Source organism: Demequina maris, assembly GCF_000971155.1.
GTDB classification, from domain to species: Bacteria; Actinomycetota; Actinomycetes; order Actinomycetales; family Demequinaceae; genus Demequina; species Demequina maris.
This window is the reverse complement of record NZ_BBLX01000009.1, coordinates 53988-74890: the sequence shown is the minus strand read 5'-3', so window position 1 is coordinate 74890 and position 20903 is coordinate 53988. Positions and strand designations below refer to the sequence as shown.

The 20903-nt window shown below is 74.4% G+C and carries 20 protein-coding genes; all 20 read left to right on the top strand.

The features are described from left to right. Positions 1–58 precede the first annotated feature (58 nt). The 20 genes from AOM02_RS11110 to AOM02_RS11015 all read left to right on the top strand — a co-directional run bounded on the left by AOM02_RS11110 (position 59) and on the right by AOM02_RS11015 (position 20837). Positions 59–730, top strand: a complete 672-nt coding sequence (locus tag AOM02_RS11110) for a metal-dependent transcriptional regulator (RefSeq protein WP_062299223.1) — start codon at positions 59–61, stop codon at positions 728–730. Then, on the top strand, positions 730–1944 hold the full coding sequence (locus AOM02_RS11105; RefSeq protein ID WP_062299222.1) for an MFS transporter: 1215 nt from the start codon (positions 730–732) through the stop codon (positions 1942–1944). Before AOM02_RS11110 ends, AOM02_RS11105 begins: the two co-directional genes overlap by 1 nt. A gap of 40 nt (positions 1945–1984) precedes the next feature. Next, a complete protein-coding gene (hemC, locus tag AOM02_RS11100) occupies positions 1985–2902 on the top strand; it encodes a hydroxymethylbilane synthase (protein ID WP_062299221.1) in 918 nt (305 codons plus the stop codon). Next, entirely contained in the window at positions 2899–3696 is a 798-nt protein-coding gene (locus AOM02_RS11095; RefSeq protein WP_062299220.1) for a uroporphyrinogen-III synthase, read from the top strand. The genes hemC and AOM02_RS11095 overlap by 4 nt, the downstream gene beginning before the upstream one ends. Further along, complete coding sequence (gene hemB / locus AOM02_RS11090) at positions 3693–4667, top strand: porphobilinogen synthase (protein ID WP_062299219.1); 975 nt, start codon at positions 3693–3695, stop codon at positions 4665–4667. Before AOM02_RS11095 ends, hemB begins: the two co-directional genes overlap by 4 nt. Further along, positions 4668–5981 carry a glutamate-1-semialdehyde 2,1-aminomutase gene (gene hemL / locus AOM02_RS11085; RefSeq protein WP_062299218.1) on the top strand — a complete coding sequence of 438 codons (1314 nt, stop codon included), beginning with the start codon at positions 4668–4670 and terminating at the stop codon, positions 5979–5981. A 281-nt stretch (positions 5982–6262) separates the two neighbouring features. Then, on the top strand, positions 6263–7660 hold the full coding sequence (locus AOM02_RS11080; protein ID WP_062299217.1) for an MFS transporter: 1398 nt from the start codon (positions 6263–6265) through the stop codon (positions 7658–7660). A gap of 1 nt (position 7661) precedes the next feature. After that, complete coding sequence (locus AOM02_RS11075) at positions 7662–9863, top strand: molybdopterin oxidoreductase family protein (RefSeq protein ID WP_082105047.1); 2202 nt, start codon at positions 7662–7664, stop codon at positions 9861–9863. After that, positions 9860–11335, top strand: a complete 1476-nt coding sequence (locus AOM02_RS11070) for an FAD-dependent oxidoreductase (protein WP_062299216.1) — start codon at positions 9860–9862, stop codon at positions 11333–11335. The genes AOM02_RS11075 and AOM02_RS11070 overlap by 4 nt, the downstream gene beginning before the upstream one ends. Continuing rightward, positions 11335–13905 (top strand): nitrite reductase large subunit NirB, encoded by a 2571-nt coding sequence (nirB, locus tag AOM02_RS11065; RefSeq protein WP_062299215.1) that lies wholly within the window; start codon positions 11335–11337, stop codon positions 13903–13905. Before AOM02_RS11070 ends, nirB begins: the two co-directional genes overlap by 1 nt. Then, positions 13902–14285 carry a nitrite reductase (NAD(P)H) small subunit gene (locus AOM02_RS11060; protein WP_062299214.1) on the top strand — a complete coding sequence of 128 codons (384 nt, stop codon included), beginning with the start codon at positions 13902–13904 and terminating at the stop codon, positions 14283–14285. Before nirB ends, AOM02_RS11060 begins: the two co-directional genes overlap by 4 nt. Next, on the top strand, positions 14282–15505 hold the full coding sequence (gene cobA / locus AOM02_RS11055; protein WP_062299213.1) for a uroporphyrinogen-III C-methyltransferase: 1224 nt from the start codon (positions 14282–14284) through the stop codon (positions 15503–15505). Before AOM02_RS11060 ends, cobA begins: the two co-directional genes overlap by 4 nt. A gap of 19 nt (positions 15506–15524) precedes the next feature. Then, positions 15525–16634, top strand: coding sequence for a uroporphyrinogen-III synthase (locus AOM02_RS11050; protein ID WP_062299249.1), 1110 nt, complete (start codon positions 15525–15527; stop codon positions 16632–16634). Beyond that, positions 16631–17317, top strand: coding sequence for a sirohydrochlorin chelatase (locus AOM02_RS11045; protein ID WP_062299212.1), 687 nt, complete (start codon positions 16631–16633; stop codon positions 17315–17317). Before AOM02_RS11050 ends, AOM02_RS11045 begins: the two co-directional genes overlap by 4 nt. Then, the gene (locus tag AOM02_RS11040; protein ID WP_062299211.1) at positions 17307–18014 is read left to right on the top strand and encodes a HesA/MoeB/ThiF family protein; all 708 of its coding nucleotides are present in this window, start codon (positions 17307–17309) and stop codon (positions 18012–18014) included. Before AOM02_RS11045 ends, AOM02_RS11040 begins: the two co-directional genes overlap by 11 nt. Beyond that, on the top strand, positions 18007–19254 hold the full coding sequence (locus AOM02_RS11035) for a molybdopterin molybdotransferase MoeA (protein WP_062299210.1): 1248 nt from the start codon (positions 18007–18009) through the stop codon (positions 19252–19254). The genes AOM02_RS11040 and AOM02_RS11035 overlap by 8 nt, the downstream gene beginning before the upstream one ends. Then, positions 19251–19751, top strand: a complete 501-nt coding sequence (gene moaC / locus AOM02_RS11030; protein WP_062299209.1) for a cyclic pyranopterin monophosphate synthase MoaC — start codon at positions 19251–19253, stop codon at positions 19749–19751. The genes AOM02_RS11035 and moaC overlap by 4 nt, the downstream gene beginning before the upstream one ends. A 41-nt stretch (positions 19752–19792) precedes the next feature. Next, complete coding sequence (mobA, locus tag AOM02_RS11025) at positions 19793–20359, top strand: molybdenum cofactor guanylyltransferase (RefSeq protein WP_062299208.1); 567 nt, start codon at positions 19793–19795, stop codon at positions 20357–20359. After that, the gene (locus AOM02_RS14560) at positions 20356–20607 is read left to right on the top strand and encodes a DUF6457 domain-containing protein (RefSeq protein WP_062299207.1); all 252 of its coding nucleotides are present in this window, start codon (positions 20356–20358) and stop codon (positions 20605–20607) included. Before mobA ends, AOM02_RS14560 begins: the two co-directional genes overlap by 4 nt. After that, positions 20604–20837, top strand: a complete 234-nt coding sequence (locus tag AOM02_RS11015; protein WP_062299248.1) for a MoaD/ThiS family protein — start codon at positions 20604–20606, stop codon at positions 20835–20837. Before AOM02_RS14560 ends, AOM02_RS11015 begins: the two co-directional genes overlap by 4 nt. Positions 20838–20903 lie beyond the last annotated feature (66 nt).

Sequence of the window (20903 nt, the reverse complement as noted above, 5' to 3'; positions counted from 1 at the left end):
GCTCGCTACCGTGTCCCCTGGGGGCACGGCGCGGCGCGAGGCCGCGGGGGAGGACACGATGACCGAGGTGCAGCTGACCGCGACCGCGCAGGACTACGTGAAGATCGTGTGGAGCGCGACCGAGTGGTCCGACGAGCCGGTCACCACGAAGCGCCTCGCGGAGCGGCTCGGCGTGTCCGCGCCCACCGTGTCGGAGAACGTCCGCAAGCTGGTCGCGGCGGGCCTGCTCGACCATCGGCCGTACGGTGCGATCACGCTCACTCCCGAGGGGGAGCGGCGCGCGCTGGACATGGTGCGCCGGCACCGGCTCATCGAGACCTTCCTCGTCACGCAGCTGGGCTACGGCTGGGACGAGGTGCACGACGAGGCCGAGGTGCTCGAGCACGCGTGCTCGCCGCGCATGATCGACGCGATCGACACGATGCTCGGCCACCCCACGCGCGATCCGCACGGCGACCCGATCCCGAGCGCGAGCGGCCGCATCGACGTCGTCGACGGCACGAACCTCGCCGAGGCGGCTGCCGGCGACTGGACCGTCGCCCGCCTGTCGGATGCGGATCCCGGCGTGCTCCGGGACCTCGCGACCCTAGGATTGACCGTGGACGCCTCGATCCGGGTGCTTGGCCCCGACGGCTCCGGCGGGATCCGGGTGGAGACCGCGGAGGCGGCCGACCTCGTCGTCCCGCCCGCCACCGCGACCGCGGTGTGGCTCGTCACGCAAGGCACCTGATGACCTCTCTGCCCCCGGCCTCCGAGGCCGGCACCCCGCGCTGGCTCCTGCCGCGCACCGCGCACGCCGCGCACCCCGCCCTCGTCCTGGCCGGCTTCGTCGTCGCCGGCTTCGCGATCAGCCTCTCCCAGGGAGGGGCGTCCGGCGTCATCCAGGACCAGGTGCGCGACCTGGACACCACGGTCGACATGATCGGCTGGACCATCGTCGCGTACGCGCTGGGCGTCGTCATCGGCGCCCCGCTCATCATGGTCGGGCTCGCCTCGTGGAACCGCCGCCGGCTGCTGCTCACGATGTCCGCGGTGTTCGTCGCGACGTCGGCGCTCACCGCGCTCGCGCCCACGGTCGAGACGCTCTTCCTCGCGCGGCTCCTCGCGGGCCTCCCGCACGGCGCCCTGCTGGGCTCCGCCGCCTATGTGGGCGTGCTCGCGCTGGGCGTCGAGAAGCGCGGCAAGGTGATCGCGACCATCATGTACGGGCTCACCGCTGCGATCGTGGTCGGCGTGCCCGCGATGCAGTGGATCTCGGTGCAGTCCGGATGGCGCGTCGCGTTCTGGCTCGTGGCCGCCGTCGGTCTCGCGGGCTTCGCGCTCATGTGGGCCTTCGTGCCGTCGGTGCCCGGCACCCACGGCGCCGGCTTCCGCACCGAGCTCGCGGCCCTGCGCGGGCGCGTGCTGTGGACCGCGATCCTCACGGTCACGGTCGGCTTCGCGGGCCTCGGCGCGGTGCAGTCGTACATGGTGCCGCTGCTCGAGGACACCAACGGCTTCGCGCCGCCCACGGTCACCGTGGTCCTCGCCCTGTTCGGCCTGGGCATGACGGCGGGCGCGTACGTGGGCGGCCGGCTCACCGACCGCTCGGTGCTGCTCACCTCGCGCGTCGGGCTCATCGGGGTCGCCGTCACGCTGCTGATGCTGGGTCTCGTCGGCAGCCTCGGCTGGCCGGTCGTGGTGGCGCTCGTCCTGCTCGGCGTGTTCATCCAGACGTTCTCGCAGGCCGCGCAGGCGCACCTCATGGATGCGACGCACACGTCGCCGTCGCTCGGCGCCGCGATCTCGCACTCCGCCCTCAACGCCGCGACGGTGGTGGGCACGGGGCTCGGCGCGATCGTCATCGGCGCGGGGCTCGGCTTCGTCGCGCCCGCCTGGGTGGCGCTCGTGCTGGCGCTGGTCGCGGTGGTGCTCGTGTTCGTCGGGCCGGGGTACCGACGGTGACCGGTGCCGGGTGTCCGGTAGGGCGACTACCCTGGACGCCATGAATCTCCGCCTCGGCACCCGTGGATCCGCGCTCGCGACGGCACAGTCCGGCCAGTTCGCCGACGCGGTCGTCGCCGCGGCCGCGACCGGCGGCGCCGAGGCCGCCGTCGAGCTCGTCAAGGTGACCACCAAGGGCGACATCGACCGCGGCTCGCTCGTGGGCCTGTCGCAGACCGGCGTGTTCGTCACGGCGCTGCGCGAGGCGCTGCTCGCGGGGGAGTGCGACTTCATCGTGCACTCGCTCAAGGACGTCCCCACGCAGCCCTACCCGGGCCTCGAGGTGGTGGCGATCCCCGAGCGCGAGGACCCGCGCGACGCGCTCTGCACGGACGGCCGCACCCTCGCGGAGCTGCCCGAGGGCGCCGCCATCGGCACCGGTTCGCCGCGCCGCGCCGCGCAGCTGCTCGCCGTCCGCCCCGACCTCGACGTCCAGCCGCTGCGCGGCAACGTCGACACCCGCCTGTCGCGCATCGGCGACGGCCTCGACGGCGTCGTGCTCGCGGCGGCGGGCCTCAACCGCCTCGGCCGCGGCGACGATGCGACCGAGCCGCTGTCCGTCGAGGACATGGTGCCCGCGCCGGGTCAGGGCGCGCTCGCGATCGAGATCCGTGAGGACGCCCCCGACGAGCTGCGGGCGCTGCTCGCGACGCTCGACCACGCGCCCACCCGTGCCGCCGTGACCGCCGAGCGCGAGGCGCTGCGCGTGCTCGACGCCGGTTGCGCCGCCCCCGTCGCCGCGCATGCGACGGTCTCCGGCGGCCGCCTCACGCTCCACACGCGCGTCATCGGCCACGACGGCACGCTCGCGCTCAACGAGCGCAACTCCGGCGTGCTCGCCGAGGCCGCCGCGATCGGCCGCTCGAGCGGCTTCTCGCTGCTGGGCCGCGGCGCCGAGCGCCTCATGGGCCGCGCGTGAGCCTCGCCGGACGCCGGCTGCTCGTGCCGGTCACCGCCGAGCGGACCGCCTTCGCCGACGACCTCGTCGCCGAGGGGGCGCTCGTCACCCCGGTCGCGTTCATCGCGATCGCCGGGCCCGAGGACCCCTCCGCGCTCGAGGCCGCCACGCTCGCGTGGCTCGACGGCGCGTACGCCTGGATGGCCGTGACGAGCCGCAACGCCGTCCTCGCGATGGACCGCATCGCCCGTGCCCACGGCCGGAGCCTGGGCGAGCCGCAGCCCGCCTCGCGGTTCGCCACGGTCGGGGAGGCCACCCGCGGCGTGTGCGCCGCGGTCGGCCTCACGGTCGACCTGGTGCCCGCCACGCGCCACGACGCCCGCGGCATCGTCGCGGACTTCCCGGACGCTCCGGGCGAGGCGTCCGCCCGTGTCCTCGTGCCGCTCGGCAACCTCGCGTCGCCCGTGCTCGAGCGCGGGCTCGCGCGCAAGGGCTGGAGCGTCGACACCGTCGAGGCCTACCGCACGGTGGACGGCCCGGGACCGGACGATGCGACGGTCGCCGCGGTCGCCGACGGCGGCCTCGACGCGGTCCTGCTCACCTCCGGCTCGGTCGCCGAGCGCTTCGCCGCCGCCTGCCCGGCGGTCGCCCCCACCACCCGCATCGTCGCCATCGGACGCACCACGGAGGCCGGCGCGCGCGCCGCCGGGCTGCGTGTCGACGCGGTCGCGGACACGCCCACCTACGCTGGGATCCGGGCCGCGGTGCTCGCGGCGCTCGCACCCCACGACGCTCCCGAGGGAGACCACGCATGACCTCGTACCGCCCGCGCCGCGTGCGCACCACGCCCGCGATGCGCCGCCTCGTCCGCGAGGTGCGCCCGCACCCCGCCGAGCTGGTGCTGCCCGTCTTCGTCCACGAGGACCTCGCCGAGGAGCGGCCGATCACGTCGCTGCCGGGCGTGTCCCAGCACCCGCTCGACGCGGTGCCGGGACTGGTCCAGGACGCGGTCGCGGCCGGGATCGGCGGCCTCATGCTGTTCGCGATCCCCTCGGTGCGCGACGCGCAGGGCTCGGGCGCGGTCGACCCCGAGGGCATCCTCAACCGCGCGATCGGGCTCGCGGCGGAGGCCGCCGGCGATCGCCTCGTGATCATGGCCGACCTGTGCCTCGACGAGTTCACCGACCACGGCCACTGCGGCGTCCTCGACGCCGGCGGCCGGGTCGACAACGACGCGACCAACGAGATCTACGCCGCGATGGCGCTCGCCCAGGCCCGCGCCGGCGCCCACGTGCTGGGCCTCAGCGGGATGATGGACCACCAGGTCGCCGTGGTGCGCGAGGCCCTCGAGGCCGAGGGCTTCACCGACACCGCGCTGCTCGCGTACGCCGCCAAGTACGCCTCGGCGTTCTACGGGCCCTTCCGCGAGGCCGTCGACAGCCAGCTCCAGGGCGACCGCCGCACCTACCAGCTCGACCCGGCCAACGGCCGCGAGGGCCTCCACGAGGCCGAGCTCGACGAGCTCGAGGGCGCGGACATGGTCATGGTGAAGCCCGCGCTGCCCTACCTGGACGTCGTCGCCGAGGTCGCCGCGCAGTCGCGCGTGCCGGTCGCGGCCTATCACGTGTCGGGCGAGTACGCCCAGATCGAGGCGGCCGCCGCCCACGGCTGGCTGGACCGCCGCGCCTCGCACCTCGAGGCTCTCACGTCGATGCGCCGTGCCGGCGCCGACATCGTCGTCACCTACGCGGCGCTCGACCTCGCCGCCTGGCTCAAGGAGAACTGAATGACCTCGTACTCGGAGCGCGCCCGCGCGATCCTGCCCGGCGGCGTGAACTCGCCCGTGCGCGCGTGGAACGGGGTCGGGGGAGAGCCGGTGCCGATCGCCTCGGCGAGCGGGTCGCGCATCGTCGACGCGGACGGCCGCGAGATGATCGACCTCGTCGCGTCCTGGGGTCCCGCGATCCTGGGCCACGCGCGGCCCGAGGTCGTCGCCGCCGTGCAGGCCGCCGCCACGCGCGGCCTGTCCTTCGGCGCGACCACCGAGGCCGAGGTCGAGCTCGCGGAGATGATCCGCGACCGCTACGCGCCCGCCGAGCGGGTGCGCCTCGTGTCGACCGGCACCGAGGCGACCATGACCGCGATCCGCCTCGCGCGCGCCGCGACCGGCCGGACGGTCATCGTGAAGTTCGCCGGCTGCTACCACGGCCACTCGGACGCGCTGCTGGTCGCCGCGGGCTCGGGCCTCGCGACGGCGGGCGTCCCCGACTCCGCGGGCGTGACCCCCGGCGCCGCGCAGGACACGCTGGTGCTGCCGTACGGCGACGAGGCCGCGCTCACCGACGCCTTCGCCGAGCACGGCGCCGAGATCGCCGGCGTCATCGTCGAGGCGGCGCCCGCCAACATGGGCGTCATCCAGCCGCCCGCCGGCTTCAACCGCCTCATCTCGACGCTCTGCCGCAACGAGGGCGCGGTGATGATCCTCGACGAGGTGCTCACCGGCTTCCGTGCCGGGCCCTCGGGCTACTGGGGCATCGAGCGCGACCACGACGTCGCCGCGGGACTCGACCCGTGGACCCCGGACCTCGTGACCTTCGGCAAGGTCATCGGCGGCGGCCTGCCGGTCGCCGCGCTGGGCGGCCGCCGCGACCTCATGGAGCAGCTCGCGCCGCTCGGCCCCGTCTACCAGGCGGGCACGCTGTCGGGGAACCCCGTCGCCGTGGCCGCCGGCCTCGCGACGATGCGCCTGCTCACCGACGACGTGCACGCGCATGTGGCGCGCATCTCCGCCGACCTCGCCGACGGCGTCTTGGGCGCGCTGACCGAGCGCGGCATCACCCACGCTGTCGGCCGCGCGGGCACGCTGTTCTCGATCTTCCTGGGGCTGGACGAGGCGCCGGTGACGTTCGACCAGGTCTCCGCGCAGGACACGGCGGCCTTCGCGCGCCTGTTCCACGCGGTGCGCCGCGAGGGCGTCGCGCTGCCGCCGAGCGCCTACGAGGCGTGGTTCGTCTCGGCCGCGCACTCGGTCCACGACGTGCGCCACATCGTGTCGACCGTCGCCCACTGGGCGGACTCCGAGGTCGCCGCGCGCGTCTGAGGCGTCGCGCCGTCGCGACACGACCCGCTCGGCTATGGCACCAGGCGCCACCGGGCCGCATCGCCCTGCCGGAGCATCGTCCCTGGTAGATCGTCGTTCTCACGCCGCGTGTGGGCGGCTGTGAACCACTTCACGGGGCCGGCCCCTGTGAGGTGAGAAAGAGTTCTCCCACGTTTCACACGGCGTGACCGTGGGTGAAACCTTCCCTCCCTACCTTCGGAGTTGTCCGATTCCCCGCGGGGCGACCGTCCCGGTCGGACATCAGTCCCCCGGGAGGGACCATGACCATCTCCGACAAGACCACCGTCGAGGCGATCGAGCCCGGCGTCATCGGCAAGGGCCGGTGGATCGAGCGCTGGGAGCCCGAGAACGAGCTGTTCTGGGAGGCCCGCGGCAAGTCCATCGCGTTCCGCAACCTCGTGTTCTCCATCGTCGCCGAGCACATCGGGTTCTCGGTGTGGCTGCTGTGGTCGATCGTCGTCGTCCGCATGTACGGCACCTTCGACGAGTCCGGCGCTCTCGTGGCCGCCGGCGCCAACGGCTGGGCGCTCACCGCGAGCCAGGGCTTCACGCTCCTCGCCGTCGCCTCCGGCGTCGGCGCGTTCCTGCGCGTCCCCTACACGTTCGCGGTGCCGATCTTCGGCGGCCGCAACTGGACCGTCATCTCCGCCCTCCTGCTGCTGGTGCCGACCCTCGGCCTCGCCTGGGTGGTCCAGCACCCGGAGACGTCCTTCGGGATCCTCGTCGCGATCGCGGCGACCGCGGGCTTCGGCGGCGGCAACTTCGCCTCGTCGATGTCGAACATCTCGTTCTTCTACCCCGACAAGGAGAAGGGCTGGGCGCTCGGCCTCAACGCCGCGGGCGGCAACATCGGCGTCGCCGTGGCGCAGAAGCTCGTGCCGGTCGTCATCGGCATCGGCGCGCTCGGCCTCTCCGCGGCGGGCCTCGTCTACGTCCCCCTCGCGGTCGTGGCCGCCATCCTCGCCTTCCTCTTCATGGACAACCTCCGCGAGGCGAAGGCGGACCCGAAGCCCACGGCGGCCTCGCTCCAGCACGGCCACACGTGGCTGATGGCCTTCCTCTACATCGGCACCTTCGGCTCGTTCATCGGCTACTCGGCGGCGTTCCCCACGCTCCTCACGGTGGTCTTCGAGCGTGCCGACATCGCGCTGAGCTGGGGCTTCCTCGGGGCGCTCATCGGCTCGCTCTCCCGTCCCTACGGCGGCAAGCTCGCGGACCGCATCGGCGGCTCGATCGTCACCATCGCCTCGTTCGTCGTGATGGCGGCGGCGGGAGCGACCGCGGTGGTCGGCGTCCAGCACGAGTCCCTCGCGCTGTTCTTCGTGAGCTTCATGGTGCTGTTCGCCGCGACCGGCATCGGCAACGGCTCGACGTACCGCATGATCCCGTCGATCTTCGGCCGGCTCCAGGCGAGCAAGGGCGAGGACACCGAGGAGAGCCGTCTCGACTTCAAGCGCCAGGCGGCGGGCGCCGTGGGCATCATCTCCGCGGTGGGCGCCTTCGGCGGCTTCGCGATCCCGTTCATCTACAAGATCTCCAAGGAGATGTCGGGCACGATCGTCCCGGCCCTGCAGATCTACGTCGCGGTCTTCCTCGCGATGGCCGCCATCACGTGGGTGTTCTACCTGCGCAAGGGCGCCACGATGAGGAACGTCTGACGTGACCACCCCCCAGCAGGACGCGGTGGCGCCGGGACCCCTCCCCGGCGCCACCGCGGCCACCCACTGCCCCTACTGCGCCCTCCAGTGCGCGCAGACGCTCACCGCGACGCCGGGGGAGCGCCTCCCCGTCGCGGTGACGGGGCGGGAGTTCCCCACCAACCGCGGCGGCCTGTGCCAGAAGGGCTGGACCTCGGCCGAGGTGCTCCGGGCCTCCGACAGGATCACGACGCCGCTGATCCGCACCGCCGACGGAGGTTTCCGCGAGGCGGGCTGGGACGAGGCGCTCGACCTCGTGGCGGGCCGCGTCCGTGAGCTCCAGGCCGAGTCGGGGAACGATGCGGTCGCCGTGTTCGGCGGCGGCGGGCTCACCAACGAGAAGGCGTACGCGCTGGGGAAGTTCGCGCGGCTCGCGCTCGGCACGCGCCTCATCGACTACAACGGCCGCTTCTGCATGTCGTCCGCCGCCGCGGCCTCGAACCGCGCGCTCGGCATGGACCGCGGCCTCGCCTTCCCGCTCGCGGACCTGGGCGGCGCGGACGCCGTCCTCGTCCTCGGCTCCAACATGGGCGTGACGATGCCGCCCTTCGTCCAGCACCTCGCGGGCGTGCGCGAGCGCGGCGGCCTCGTGGTCGTGGACCCGCGCGAGACCGTCACCGCGAAGCTCACGCGCGACGGCGCGGGCGTCCACCTCGCCGCCGTGCCCGGCTCCGACATGGTCGTGCTCCTCGCGCTGCTGCACATCGTGCTCGCCGAGGGCCTCCAGGACGACGCCTACCTCGCGGACCGCGTCGAGGGTCTCGACGACGTCCGCCGCTCGGTGGCGCAGTGGTGGCCCGAGCGCGCGGAGGCCGCGACCGGCGTCCCCGCGGACACGCTCCGCGAGGTCGCACGCCTCCTGGCCGCCGCGTCCCCCTCGCGTGGCGGCCGGGGGGCGTACATCCTCACGGGCCGCGGCGTCGAGCAGATGGCGCAGGGGACCGACTGCGTGAACGCCGCGATCAACCTCGCGCTCGCGCTCGGCCTCATCGGGCGCGAGGGCTCGGGCTACGGGCCCGTCACGGGCCAGGGCAACGGCCAGGGCGGCCGCGAGCACGGTCAGAAGTCGGACCAGCTGCCCGGCTACCGCATGATCACCGACCCGGCGGCGCGCGCCCACGTCGCCTCCGTGTGGGGCGTCGACCCGGAGGTCATCCCCGGCCCGGGCGTGCCGGCGGTCCAGCTCCTGTCGTCGCTCGGCACGGCCGACGGGCCCCGCGCGCTGCTGGTCCACGGCAGCAACGTCGTGGTGAGCGCCCCGAACGCGACGGCGGTCGAGGAGCGGCTGCGCGCGCTCGACCTGCTCGTCGTGTGCGACCTCGTGCCGTCCGAGACCGCGCTGCTCGCGGACGTCGTCCTCCCCGTCACCCAGTGGGCCGAGGAGGACGGCACCATGACCAACCTCGAGGGCCGGATCATCCGCCGCCGCGCGGCCGTCGCGGCGCCCGGCGAGGCGCGCTCCGAGCTGTGGATCCTCCGCGAGCTCGCCCGGCGCCTGGGCTGCGACGCGACCTTCAGCGAGGACGCCGAGACGATGTTCGACGAGATGGCCCGCGCCTCCGCCGGCGGCAAGGCCGACTACTCCGGCGTCACGTACGCCCGCCTGGACGCGGGCGAGGAGCTGTTCTGGCCCTGCCCGGCGCCGGCGCCGGGGGAGTCCGCCCACCTCGGGACGCCCCGGCCGTTCCTCGAGTCCTTCCCCACGCCCTCGGGCCGCGCGCGCATGATCGCGGTCGCTCACCGCGGCCCCGCGGACGACGTGCGCCCGGGCATGGCGACCTACCTGGTGACGGGGCGCGTGCTCCAGCACTACCAGTCGGGCGCGCAGACCCGTCGCGTCAAGGAGCTCGCGCAGGCCCAGCCCGAGGCCTTCGTCGAGATGCACCCGCTGCTCGCCGAGCGGTACGGGCTCACGGAGGGCGCGGTCGCGTTCCTCGCCACCGCGCGCGGAGAGGCGATGGCGCGGGTGCGCCTCACCACCGACATCCGCACCGACACGGTCTTCATGCCGTTCCACTGGGCGGGGGCGGGTTCCGCCAACCGCCTCACCAACGACGTCACCGACCCGACGTCGTCGATGCCCGAGTTCAAGGTCACGGCTGTCGCGATCCGCGCGGCTCACCAGCTGCGGCCCGCGTCAGAGCTGGAAGGAGCGGCGCGATGAGGATCGTCGTCATCGGCCACGGGATGGTCGGCTCACGATTCGCCCAGGACGCGGCCGCCCGCGTGCCCGGGGCGCACGTCACCGTGCTCGGGCGCGAGGACACCGCGCCGTACAACCGGGTGCTGCTGTCGAGCGTCGTCGCGGGCAAGGCCGACGCGGACGCGATCGCGCTCGTCTCTCCCGACGCGGACGCCGTCGACGTGCGCCAGGGCGTGTCCGCCGTCGAGATCGACCGCGCCCGCCGCCTCGTCACCGCGTCCGACGGGTCGGTGCACCGCTACGACCGGCTCGTCCTCGCCACCGGCTCGGCCGCGCGCGTCCCTCAGATCCAGCACGTCGCGAACCCCGACGGCCTGGTGCCGGGGGTGAGCGTGCTCAAGGACCTCGCGGACGCGCAGGGCATCCTCGCGGCGCTTCCCAAGGCGCGGCGCGCCGTGGTGCTCGGCGCGGGCGTCCTCGGGCTCGAGGTCGCCACCGGGCTCGCCGCGCGCGGGCTCGCCGTCACCCTCGTGCACCACGCCGACCGCCTCATGGAGCGCCAGCTCGGCTCCTCCGCCTCGCAGGTCGCGGAGGGCTCGCTCGGGCGGCTGGGCATGACGGTCGTCACGCAGGCGTCGGTGACGCGGGTCGTCGAGCGCCGCGGCCGCATCTCCGCCGTCGAGCTGTCCAACGGCGCCGAGATCCTCACGGACCTGCTCGTCATGTGCGCGGGCACCATCCCCGAGACGGCCCTCGCACGCCGCGCCGGGCTGCCGTGCGAGCGCGGCGTCGTCGTCGGAACCGATCTCGCCTCGCCCGCGGACCCGCACGTCTTCGCGATCGGCGACTGCGCCCAGCCGCCCGAGGGAGGCACCGGCCTCGTCGCGCAGGGCTGGGACCAGGCGCAGCGCCTCGTCGACGCGTGGGCGGGAGCGCCGATCGCCCCGCGGGACGATGCGGCGGGCACCGACCGCACCAACGTGGTCCGCGTCAAGGCGTCCGGGCTCGAGGTGGTCACCATGGGCCTGAGCGGCAAGTTCGAGCACGGCGACCGCCTGCTGCGGGCCGTGCGGATCTCGGACCCGGCCGTCGGCCGCTTCGTCGAGGTCGTCATCCACGAGGGGCGCCTCGTGGGGGCGACGGTGGTGGGCGACAAGGCCACCGCCACCGATCTTCAAGCGCTCTACACGCGCGGGCTGCCGGTCCCGTCGGACCCGGCCCACCTCATCGTCCGCCCCATCCCGGGTGCAGCGCCCGCGAGCCGGAACGCCGCGGACATGGCGGACGCCGACACGGTCTGCCAGTGCAACACCGTGTCGAAGGGGCGCATCACGGACGCCATCGCGGACGGCTGCGAGTCCGTCGAGGACGTCTCGCGCGCCACCCGCGCGTGCACGGGATGCGGCGACTGCAAGTCGCTGGTGAAGGAGATGCTCGTGACCGCCGCGAGCGACCGCAAGGTTCCTGCGATGGCAGGCACAGGGGAGGCATGATGACCACCGAGCACATCGTCGTCGTGGGTGGCGGCATGGTCGCCCACCGTTTCACCGAGGCCATGCGGGCCCGCGACACCGAGGGGCGCTTCAGCGTCGAGGTGCTCGCGGAGGAGCCCCGCGCGCCGTACGACCGGGTCGCGCTCACGAGCTACTTCCAGGGCAGGACGCCCGAGGACCTGCAGCTGGGCGATCCCGCGCTGTGGCAGGACCCGCTCGTCACGCTGCACCGCGACAGCCGCGCGACCGCGGTGGACCGCGACCGGCGCATCGTCACCGTGGAGGGCGGCCGCGAGGTCGCGTACGACCACCTGGTCCTGGCGACCGGCTCGTACGCGTGGGCGCCGCCCACGCCGGGCGCGGACCTGCCCGGCGTGTTCATGTACCGCACCGTCGACGACGTCGCCGCGCTGCGCGGCTGGGTCGAGGAGCGCCGCGCGGAGCTCGGCCGGCCCGTCCGCGGCGCGGTCATCGGCGGCGGCCTCCTCGGCCTCGAGGCGGCGGGCGCGCTCCAGAGCCTCGGCGCGCGCAGCACGGTGATCCAGTTCGCGGACCGCCTGATGAACCTGCAGGTGGACGAGGGCGGCGGCGAGGCGCTCAAGCGGCTCATCGAGCGCATGGGCGTGACGGTGCGCTGCAGCACCGCCACCCAGGAGATCCGCGCCGGCAAGGACGGTCACGTGGGCAGCCTCCTCTTCGCGGACGGCGGGGAGCAGCTGGTCGACGTGGTGGTCTTCGCGACCGGCGTGCGCCCGCGCGACGAGCTCGGCGCGACGTCCGGCCTCGAGACCGGTGCGCGCGGCGGCGTGGTCGTCGACGACACGTGCCTCACCGCGGACCCCGCCGTCAGCGCGATCGGCGAGGTCGCGTGCATCCAGGGCGCCTGCCTCGGCCTCATCGCGCCCGGCAACACGATGGCGGAGATCGCCGTCGACCGCCTGCTGGGCGGCGCGAGCACGTTCCCCGGCGCCGACATGGCGACCAAGCTCAAGCTGCTCGGCGTCGACGTCGCGTCCTTCGGCGACGCGTTCGCCACCACCCCGGGCGCGCTCGAGATGGTCTACGCGGACCCCGTCAACGGCGTCTACAAGAAGCTGGTGCTCACGGACGACGCGAAGACGCTGCTGGGCGGCGTGCTCGTCGGCGACGCCTCGGCGTACGCGTCGCTGCGGCCCATGGTGGGCGCGGAGCTGCCCGGCGACCCCGCCGCGTGGATCCTGCCCGAGGGGTCCGTCGAGAAGGGCGAGATCGAGCTGCCGGACGATGCGGGCGTGTGCTCGTGCAACAACGTGTCGGCGGGCAGCATCCGTGGCGCGGTCACCGACCACGACTGCCACGACCTCGGCGCGGTGAAGGCCTGCACCAAGGCGGGCACGTCGTGCGGCTCGTGCCTCCCGCTCGTCAAGAAGATCATGGGGACCGAGCTCGAGAAGGCCGGCATCGAGGTCTCGAACGCGCTGTGCGAGCACTTCGCGCTGTCCCGTGCTCAGCTCTTCAACGCGATCAAGGTGGCGGAGGTCACCACGTTCTCCGAGGTCATCGAGCGCTTCGGCACCGGACGCGGCTGCGACATCTGCAAGCCCACCGTCGGCTCGATCCTCGCGTCGCTGTACAACGCGCACGTCCTCGGCGGCGACCGCGCGGCGCTGCAGGACACCAACGACCGTGTGATGGCGAACATGCAGAAGGACGGCACCTACTCGGTGGTGCCGCGCGTGCCGGGCGGGGAGATCCTGCCCGAGCACCTCATCCTCATCGGGCAGATCGCCCAGGACTACGGGCTGTACACGAAGATCACCGGCGGCCAGCGCATCGACATGTTCGGCGCTCGGCTCGAGCAGCTGCCCCAGATCTGGAAGCGGCTCGTGGACGCGGGCATGGAGTCGGGCCACGCGTACGGCAAGTCGCTGCGCACCGTGAAGTCCTGCGTCGGCTCGACCTGGTGCCGCTACGGCGTGCAGGACTCGGTGGGCATGGCGATCGCCCTGGAGCTGCGCTACCGCGGCCTGCGCAGCCCCCACAAGCTCAAGCTGGGCGTCTCGGGCTGCGCCCGCGAGTGCGCCGAGGCCCGCGGCAAGGACGTCGGCGTGATCGCGACGGACAAGGGCTGGAACGTCTACGTGGGCGGCAACGGCGGCTTCACGCCGGTGCACGCGCAGCTGCTCGTGGAGGACGTGTCCGACGACGACGTCTTCCGCGTGATCGACCGCTACCTCATGTATTACATCCGCACCGCCGACCGCCTGCAGCGCACGGCCCCGTGGCAGCAGGAGCACGAGGGCGGCCTCGACCGCATCCGCGAGATCGTGGTCGACGACTCCCTCGGCCTCGGTGAGGAGCTCGACGCGCACATGGCCCGCCACATCGACTCCTACGAGGACGAGTGGAAGGCCGTGCTGAACGACCCGGTGCGCCTGCGCCAGTTCGCGTCGTTCGTCAACGCGCCCGAGCAGCCCGACCCGACGCTCGCGTACGTCGAGCAGCGCGGCCAGCGCCGCCCGGCCACCCCCGCGGAGCGCGAGAACGCGCCCGTGCTCATCGCCCCCACCACCCTGGAGGTCCGGTCATGACCGCCGTCTCCGCCACCGCATCGTCCACCGCGACCCGCGTCTGCACGCTCGCGGACCTCACGCCGGAGCTCGGCGTGGCCGCGCTCGTGGGCGGCGAGCAGGTCGCGATCTTCCTGCTCGCCGACGGCTCGGTGCACTGCGTCCAGAACCTGGACCCGTTCTCCGGCGCGTCGGTGATCTCGCGCGGCATCACGGGCTCGAGGGGCGACGTGCCCACCATCGCGTCGCCCATCTACAAGCAGGTCTTCTCGCTGCTCGACGGGACCTGCCTGGTCACGATGGACAAGGAGCCGAAGGAGGGACGCGCGCCGGACTTGGCCGTTCACCGTGTCCACCTCGACAATGGCGTCGTGTTCATCGACCTGGCGGGTGGTGCGTGACAGCTCTTTTCGGACTCGACCTCAAGGATCGGCGCGTGCTCGTCGCGGGCGCCGGCCATGTGGCCTCGCGGCGCATCAAGCGCTTCCTCGCGGAGGGCGCGGACGTGTGCGTCGTGTCGCCCGACGCGAGCGACGACGTGCGCCGGCTCGCCCAGCACGGCGACCTCGAATGGCGTGAGCGACGCGTCGAGGAGCCCGACCTCGACGACGCGTGGTTCGTGCTCGCGGCGACGGACGATGCGGCGGTGAACGATGCGGTGGCGGCCTGGGCCGAGTCGCGACGCGTGTTCTGCATCGACGCCTCCGACGCGACCAACGGCACCGCGCGGCAGGCGGCGCTGTCGCGTCACGGCGACCTCGCGGTCGGCGTGATCTCGACCGACCGCCCCGACCCCGCCCGGATCCGGGCGGTCCGCGACGCGGTCGCCGCGCACATCGACGCGGGCGCGGTCGACCTGCGCAGGCGCCGCTCCGGTCACGGCCGCGTGATCCTCGTGGGCTCCGGCCCCGGCGACCCGGGTCTCGTCACCGTGCGCGGTCGCCAGGCGCTCGCCGAGGCCGACGTGGTGGTTACCGACCGTCTGGGCACCACCGAGCTGCTCGTCACCGTGCCCTACGACGTCGAGGTCATCAACGTCGGCAAGTCGCCCGACCGCCACCCGGTGCCGCAGGACGAGATCAACCGGATCCTCGTGTCGCACGCGCAGCAGGGCCGCACCGTGGTGCGCCTCAAGGGTGGCGACCCGTTCGTGCTGGGGCGCGGAGGCGAGGAGGTGCATGCGTGCCTCGAGGCGGGCGTGCCCGTCGAGGTGGTGCCCGGCGTGACCTCGGCGCTGTCGGTCCCGGCACGCGCGGGCATCCCCGTGACGCAGCGGGGCCTGTCCACCGCGGTGCTCGTCACCTCGGGCCACGCCGGTGCCGACGCGACCTCCGTGGCCGCCATGACGCACGGCACGACCGTCGTGGTGCTCATGGGCGTCGCCGCGCTGCCGGACATCGTCGCGGCGGGCCTCGCGGGCGGTGCGCCCGGGTCCACGCCGGTCGCGATCATCGAGTCCGGGACCACCGCGGACGAGCGTGTGACTCACGGCACCCTCGACGACATTGTTCTTATCGCGGGGGAAACAGGGGTGAAACCTCCCGCGATTATCGTCATCGGCAACGTAGCGAGGCCGGATCTGCTGGCCTCGGAGGTCGCGGCGACGCCGCGACGCGAGTGACGGGGAGGTCCGCGTGTCGATGGTGGGGGAGCCGCTGTCGGGCTGTGTGATGGTCATCACCGCGGACCGTCGGAAGCGCGAGCTCGCGTCGGCGCTGGAGCGCCGCGGCGCGCTCGTCCGGCACGCGCCGGCGCTGAGCACGATCCCGCACCTCGACGACGCGCGCCTCGTCGCGGACACGCGGGCGCTCATCGCCGCGCCGCCGGACATCGTGGTCGCGACCACGGGCATCGGCTTCCGCGGCTGGATCGAGGCCGCGGACGCCGCGGGCCTCGCCGAGGACCTGCTCGACGCGATCAAGGACGCCCGCTTCATCGCCCGCGGCCCCAAGGCGCGTGGAGCGATCCAGCAGGCCGGCCTCGAGGCCGACTGGGTCGCCGAGTCCGAGACCGCCGCCGAGCTGCGCGACTACCTCCTCGCGGAGGGCGTCGACGGGATGCGCGTCGCCGTCCAGCATCACGGCAACGGCTCCGACGGGCTCGACGAGGCGTTCACGGCGGCGGGCGCGGAGGTGCAGAGCCTGCTGGTCTACGGCTGGGGGCGGCCGCTGCAGCCCGACATCCACGACGAGTGGATCGACCAGGCGGCCTGCGGCGGCGTCGACGCGGTGATCTTCACCTCGGCCCCGGGCGCGGAGTCGTGGCTCGCGACCGCGCGTGAGCGCGGGATGCTCGACGCGGTGGCCGCGCGCGCGGAGTCGGGCGACCTCGTCATCGCCGCCGTCGGTCCCGTGACGGCGGGACCGCTGCGCGAGGCCGGGCTGACGGTGCGGCATCCGGACCGCTGGCGGCTCGGCGCGCTCGTGCGGCTGCTCGTCCAGGACTTCACCGAGACCGCGGTGGGCATCCCCACGCCGGACGGGCCGCTCGTGATGCGTGCGACCTCGGCCGTGCTCGACGGGCGGGTCCTGCCGCTCACGCCCACCGGGCTCGAGATCCTGCGTGCGCTGGCGCACGCGAAGGGCAACGTCCTCACGCGCGAGCAGCTGGCCGGGATCCTGCCGGGGGCGCAGGCGGGAGCGCATGCGGTGGAGGCGGCGATCAACAGGCTGAGGGAGAACTCGGGGGCACCCATGCTGGTGAGAACGGTTGTGAAGAGGGGCTACGCGCTGGCGGTGAGCGCCGCATGAGCACGCTGATCGCCTGCGCGCACGGGACCAGGGACGAGGCCGGTCAGGCGACCATCCTCAAGGTGGTCGAGGACGTGCGCGCCGCGCTGCCCGCGCACGAGGTCCGCGACGCCTACGTGGACGTCCACGGCCCGTACTGCAAGGAGGTGGTGGCGGAGGTCGAGCCCGGCGACGGCACGTCGGCCGTCGTCGTGCCGCTGCTGCTGGCGGGCGGCTATCACGTCTACCACGACATCGCGGAGGCGGTGAAGGACCGTCCGGACGTCGCGGCGGCCTCCGCGCTCGGCCCGGATCCGCGGCTCATCGACATCGTCATGGACCGCATCCGCGAGGCGCACGTCCCGGAGACCACCACGCTCATCCTGGCGGCGGCCGGATCCTCGGACCCGCGCAGCACCGCGGACACCGAGGCGGCGGCCGAGATGCTCCGTGCCCGCTGGAGCGGTCCCGTGCGCATCGGCTACGCGGCGGGGATCCACCCGACCGTGGGCGACGCGGTCGCCGACGCCCGCGCCAACGGCGAGGACGGGGAGGTGGCGGTCGCGTCGTTCCTGCTGGCACCGGGCTTCTTCCAGCAGCGCCTCACGGAGTCCGGGGCGGACTACGTGACCGCGCCGCTCGCGCCGCATCCGCGTCTCGTGGAGATCGTGCTGGACAGGTACCGTGACGCGGGTGGCAGCTGACGCGTACGTCCGGCAACGGGCGCTCCCCGGCTTCGGGGGAGAGGGGCAGGAGGCGCTGGGCGCGGCGCGGGTCGCGATCGTCGGCGTGGGCGGGCTCGGCTGCCCGGCCGCGCTCTACCTCGCCGCAGCGGGTGTCGGGGCGCTCACGCTGATCGACTCCGACCGGGTCTCGGTGACCAACCTGCACCGGCAGGTGCTCTTCGGGCCCGCCGACGTGGGACTCGCGAAGGTCGAGGCCGCCGCATCGTCCCTCGCCGCCCTGGCCCCCCAGGTCTCCGTGACCACGATTGACGCCCGTCTGGGCGCGGACGCGGCCGACGTGCTCGCCGGGGACGACCTCGTGCTCGACTGCACCGACACGTGGCCGTCGCGCCTCGCGGTCGCCGATGCCTGCGCCGACCTCGGGATCCCCCTGGTGTGGGGAGCGGTCCAGGGGTGGTTCGGCCAGGTGACCGTGTTCGACGAGGGGCGCACCCTCCGCGACGTCTTCCCGGTGGAGCCGGCGCCCGACTTCGGCGTGTGCGACGCGGGCGGCGTGCTCGGGCCGCTGTGCGGCCAGGTGGGCGCGGCGATGGCATCGCAGGCGATCGTGCGGCTCACGGGAGCCGGGCGCGGCCTGGTCGGGACCCTCCAGGTGGTCGACGCCCGCGACGGCGCGTGGCGCAGCCTGCCGATCGCGGGAGGCGCGGGTGCGTAGCGCCGCGGAGCACCTCGCGCAGGTGCTGGCGCTCGTGGAGCCGCCGCCGCCGCGACGGGTGCCGCTGCGGGACGCGCTCGGCGCGGTCCTCGCGGTGGACGTCAGGGCGGCCGGCGACCTCCCGCCCTTCGACAACTCGGCGATGGACGGCTACGCGATCCGCGCGCGTGACGTCGTCCAGGCGACCGAGGCCGCGCCCGTCCGCCTCGTGGTCGCGGGGGAGTCGTCGGCGGGCCATCCGTGGGACGGGGTGCTGGGCGCGGGCGAGGCGGTGCGGATCATGACCGGCGCCCCGGTGCCCGCGGAGGCCGATGCGGTGGTGCCCCAGGAACAGGTCACGGCGACCGCCGGCACCGTGCTCGTCGATGCCCCCGTCCCTCCCGGGCGTCACATCAGGCGCCGCGCCGAGGACGCGCGGCACGGGGACCTCGTGGTCGAGGCGGGCGTGCGCCTGCGGCCGCGCCACCTCGCCGCCGCGGCGGCCGCCGGGAACGGCGAGCTGGTGGTGCTGCCCGCGCCCCGCGTCGCCTTCCTCGTCACCGGGGACGAGCTCGCCGCGCCCGGCGCGACGCTCGGCCCCGGACAGATCTGGGAGTCCAATGCCACGTACCTCGAGGCCGCGCTGCGGAGCCTCGGGGCTGTGGCGGTCGACCTCGGGACCGTGGGCGACACCGGCGAGGCGGTGCGCGCCGCGGTCGAGTACGCGGACGCGGACCTCGTGGTCACGACCGGCGGCGCCAGCGTCGGGGACCACGATCCGGTGAAGGAGGGGCTGGCCGGCGTCGGAGTCGAGTTCCTCCGGGTCGCGATCCAGCCGGGCAAGCCCCAGGGGCTCGGGGTCGTGGGCGGCGCGCCCGTGATCTGCCTGCCCGGGAACCCCGTCGCCGTCGCGGTGTGCGTCGAGCTGTTCGTCGGCCCCGCGGTGCGCGCGATGCTGGGGGTGCCCGAGCCCGCGTGGGAGCCGATGCGCGCGCTCGAGCCGTGGCGGTGCCCGCCCGGGCGTGAGCAGGTGATGCCGGTGGTCCTCGTCGACGGGGACGCCGACGCGGTCGCCGGCGGTGTCGAGGCTTCCGGGGCGGTCGCCGGGGCGCTCCCGGGCGTCCGGCCGGCCACGTCCGGCGGCTCCGGCTCGCACCTGGCGGCGCGCCTCGCCGCGGCCGACGGGCTCGCCCGGGTCCGGGCCGAGGCCGACGCCGTCGAGGCTGGCGATATCGTCGCCGTCAGGAGGTTCACCGTATGAGCGAGAACAGCGAGGCCGGCACGACCGGGCCCGCCTTCACCCATCTCGACGCGCGCGGCCAGGTCCGCATGGTCGACGTCACCGCGAAGCAGCCCACGGTCCGCAGCGCTACCGCGGAGGGCTTCGTCGCGTGCTCGCCGCACGTCGTGGCCGCCCTGCGGGACGGCACGGTGCCCAAGGGGGACGCGCTCGCGCTCGCCCGGATCGCGGGCATCGCCGCCGCGAAGCGCACGCCCGAGCTGCTGCCGCTCGCCCACGTGATCGGCGTCCACGGCGCGGTCGTCGACGTCGCCGTGGAGGACGAGGGCGTGCGCATCACCGCCACCGTGTCGACCGCCGACCGCACCGGGGTCGAGATGGAGGCGTTCACCGCGGTGTCGGTCTCGGCCCTCAACATCGTCGACATGGTGAAGGCGCTCGACAAGGGCACCACCATCCGCGACATCCGCCTCCTGGCGAAGGAGGGCGGCAAGTCGGGGTCGTGGCGCCGTGGGTGACGCGATGGGCGCCGCGGGTGCAGCGCGCCCGACGGGATCCCATGGCTGAGCCCTGGGACGCGATCATCGTCGCGGGAGGACGCGGCTCGCGGCTCGGCGGGGTGTCGAAGCCCGCGCTGGTGGTCGGCGGACGGACGCTGCTGGATCGGGCGCTCGACGCGGTCGCGGGGGCCGCGGGTGTCGTCGTGGTCGGAGGGCCTCGCGCGGAGGGTGCGCGGTGGACCGTGGAGCAGCCGGAGGGCTCCGGGCCCGCGGCGGCGGTCGCCGCCGGCGTCGCCGAGCTCGCGCGCGATCGCCGGCCCGCGCCGGTCACCGTGGTGCTCGGCGTGGACACGCCGCGCGCGGGCGACGCCGTCCCGGCGTTGCTCGCCGTCGCCGGTCCGGAGCGGGGCGCGTGGCTGGTCGACGCCGAGGGCTTCGCCCAGCAGCTGCTGGCGGCCTACCCGACCCCGGCCCTGGCGGCGCGGTGCTCCGCCGATCTGGCGGGATCCTCCCTGCGTAGGCTGGTCGTCGGGATCCCCATGGCGGAGGTCCCGTCGGTGGACGACCTCGCGCGGGACCTCGACACGAGCGACGACGAGGACTACTGGAAGGGGCGGTTGGGATGACCGAGGGCACCATGGATCAGTGGGTCGAAGCGCTCGCGGCCGAGCTCGAGCTCGACCTGGGCGAGCTGGACGTGCAGGCGCTGCTCGACGTCGCCCGCGATGCGGCGCACTCGGTGGTGCGGCCGGCGGCGCCGCTCACGACATTCCTCGTCGGCTACGCGGCGGGGCGTCGCGCGGCCGCGGGCGGGGACATCGCCGCCGAGTGCGCCACCGCGTCCGCGCTCGCCGCGCGCTGGGCGGCCGAGTGATCACGGTCAGGCTGTTCGCCGGCGCCGCGGAGGCCGCGGGCGCTCAGGAGCTCACCCTCGCTGTGGGCTCCGTGGCGGGTCTGCGCGAGGCGCTGGCGATGCGCGGGGACGATGCGCCGCGGGTGATCCGTCAGTGCGCCATCCTGCGCGACGGCACCCGCCTCGAGGACCACGAGGCGCTGGCGGGCGGCGACCTGGTCGACGTCCTGCCGCCGTTCGCGGGGGGCTAGGCGACGCGACAGCCTCTCGTGCCGACACGCCGCCTTCCGGGCGTGCCGGTGCGGCGCCTCCCGGGT

Excerpts from the sequence above, each read along its gene's own strand:
- AOM02_RS11110 (WP_062299223.1), top strand. The coding sequence starts at position 59 with ATGACCGAGGTGCAGCTGACCGCGACCGCGCAGGACTACGTGAAGATC.
- AOM02_RS11105 (WP_062299222.1), top strand. The coding sequence starts at position 730 with ATGACCTCTCTGCCCCCGGCCTCCGAGGCCGGCACCCCGCGCTGGCTC.
- hemC (WP_062299221.1), top strand. The coding sequence starts at position 1,985 with ATGAATCTCCGCCTCGGCACCCGTGGATCCGCGCTCGCGACGGCACAG.
- hemB (WP_062299219.1), top strand. The coding sequence starts at position 3,693 with ATGACCTCGTACCGCCCGCGCCGCGTGCGCACCACGCCCGCGATGCGC.
- hemL (WP_062299218.1), top strand. The coding sequence starts at position 4,668 with ATGACCTCGTACTCGGAGCGCGCCCGCGCGATCCTGCCCGGCGGCGTG.
- AOM02_RS11080 (WP_062299217.1), top strand. The coding sequence starts at position 6,263 with ATGACCATCTCCGACAAGACCACCGTCGAGGCGATCGAGCCCGGCGTC.
- AOM02_RS11070 (WP_062299216.1), top strand. The coding sequence starts at position 9,860 with ATGAGGATCGTCGTCATCGGCCACGGGATGGTCGGCTCACGATTCGCC.
- nirB (WP_062299215.1), top strand. The coding sequence starts at position 11,335 with ATGACCACCGAGCACATCGTCGTCGTGGGTGGCGGCATGGTCGCCCAC.
- AOM02_RS11060 (WP_062299214.1), top strand. The coding sequence starts at position 13,902 with ATGACCGCCGTCTCCGCCACCGCATCGTCCACCGCGACCCGCGTCTGC.
- AOM02_RS11050 (WP_062299249.1), top strand. The coding sequence starts at position 15,525 with ATGGTGGGGGAGCCGCTGTCGGGCTGTGTGATGGTCATCACCGCGGAC.
- AOM02_RS11045 (WP_062299212.1), top strand. The coding sequence starts at position 16,631 with ATGAGCACGCTGATCGCCTGCGCGCACGGGACCAGGGACGAGGCCGGT.
- moaC (WP_062299209.1), top strand. The coding sequence starts at position 19,251 with ATGAGCGAGAACAGCGAGGCCGGCACGACCGGGCCCGCCTTCACCCAT.
- mobA (WP_062299208.1), top strand. The coding sequence starts at position 19,793 with ATGGCTGAGCCCTGGGACGCGATCATCGTCGCGGGAGGACGCGGCTCG.
- AOM02_RS14560 (WP_062299207.1), top strand. The coding sequence starts at position 20,356 with ATGACCGAGGGCACCATGGATCAGTGGGTCGAAGCGCTCGCGGCCGAG.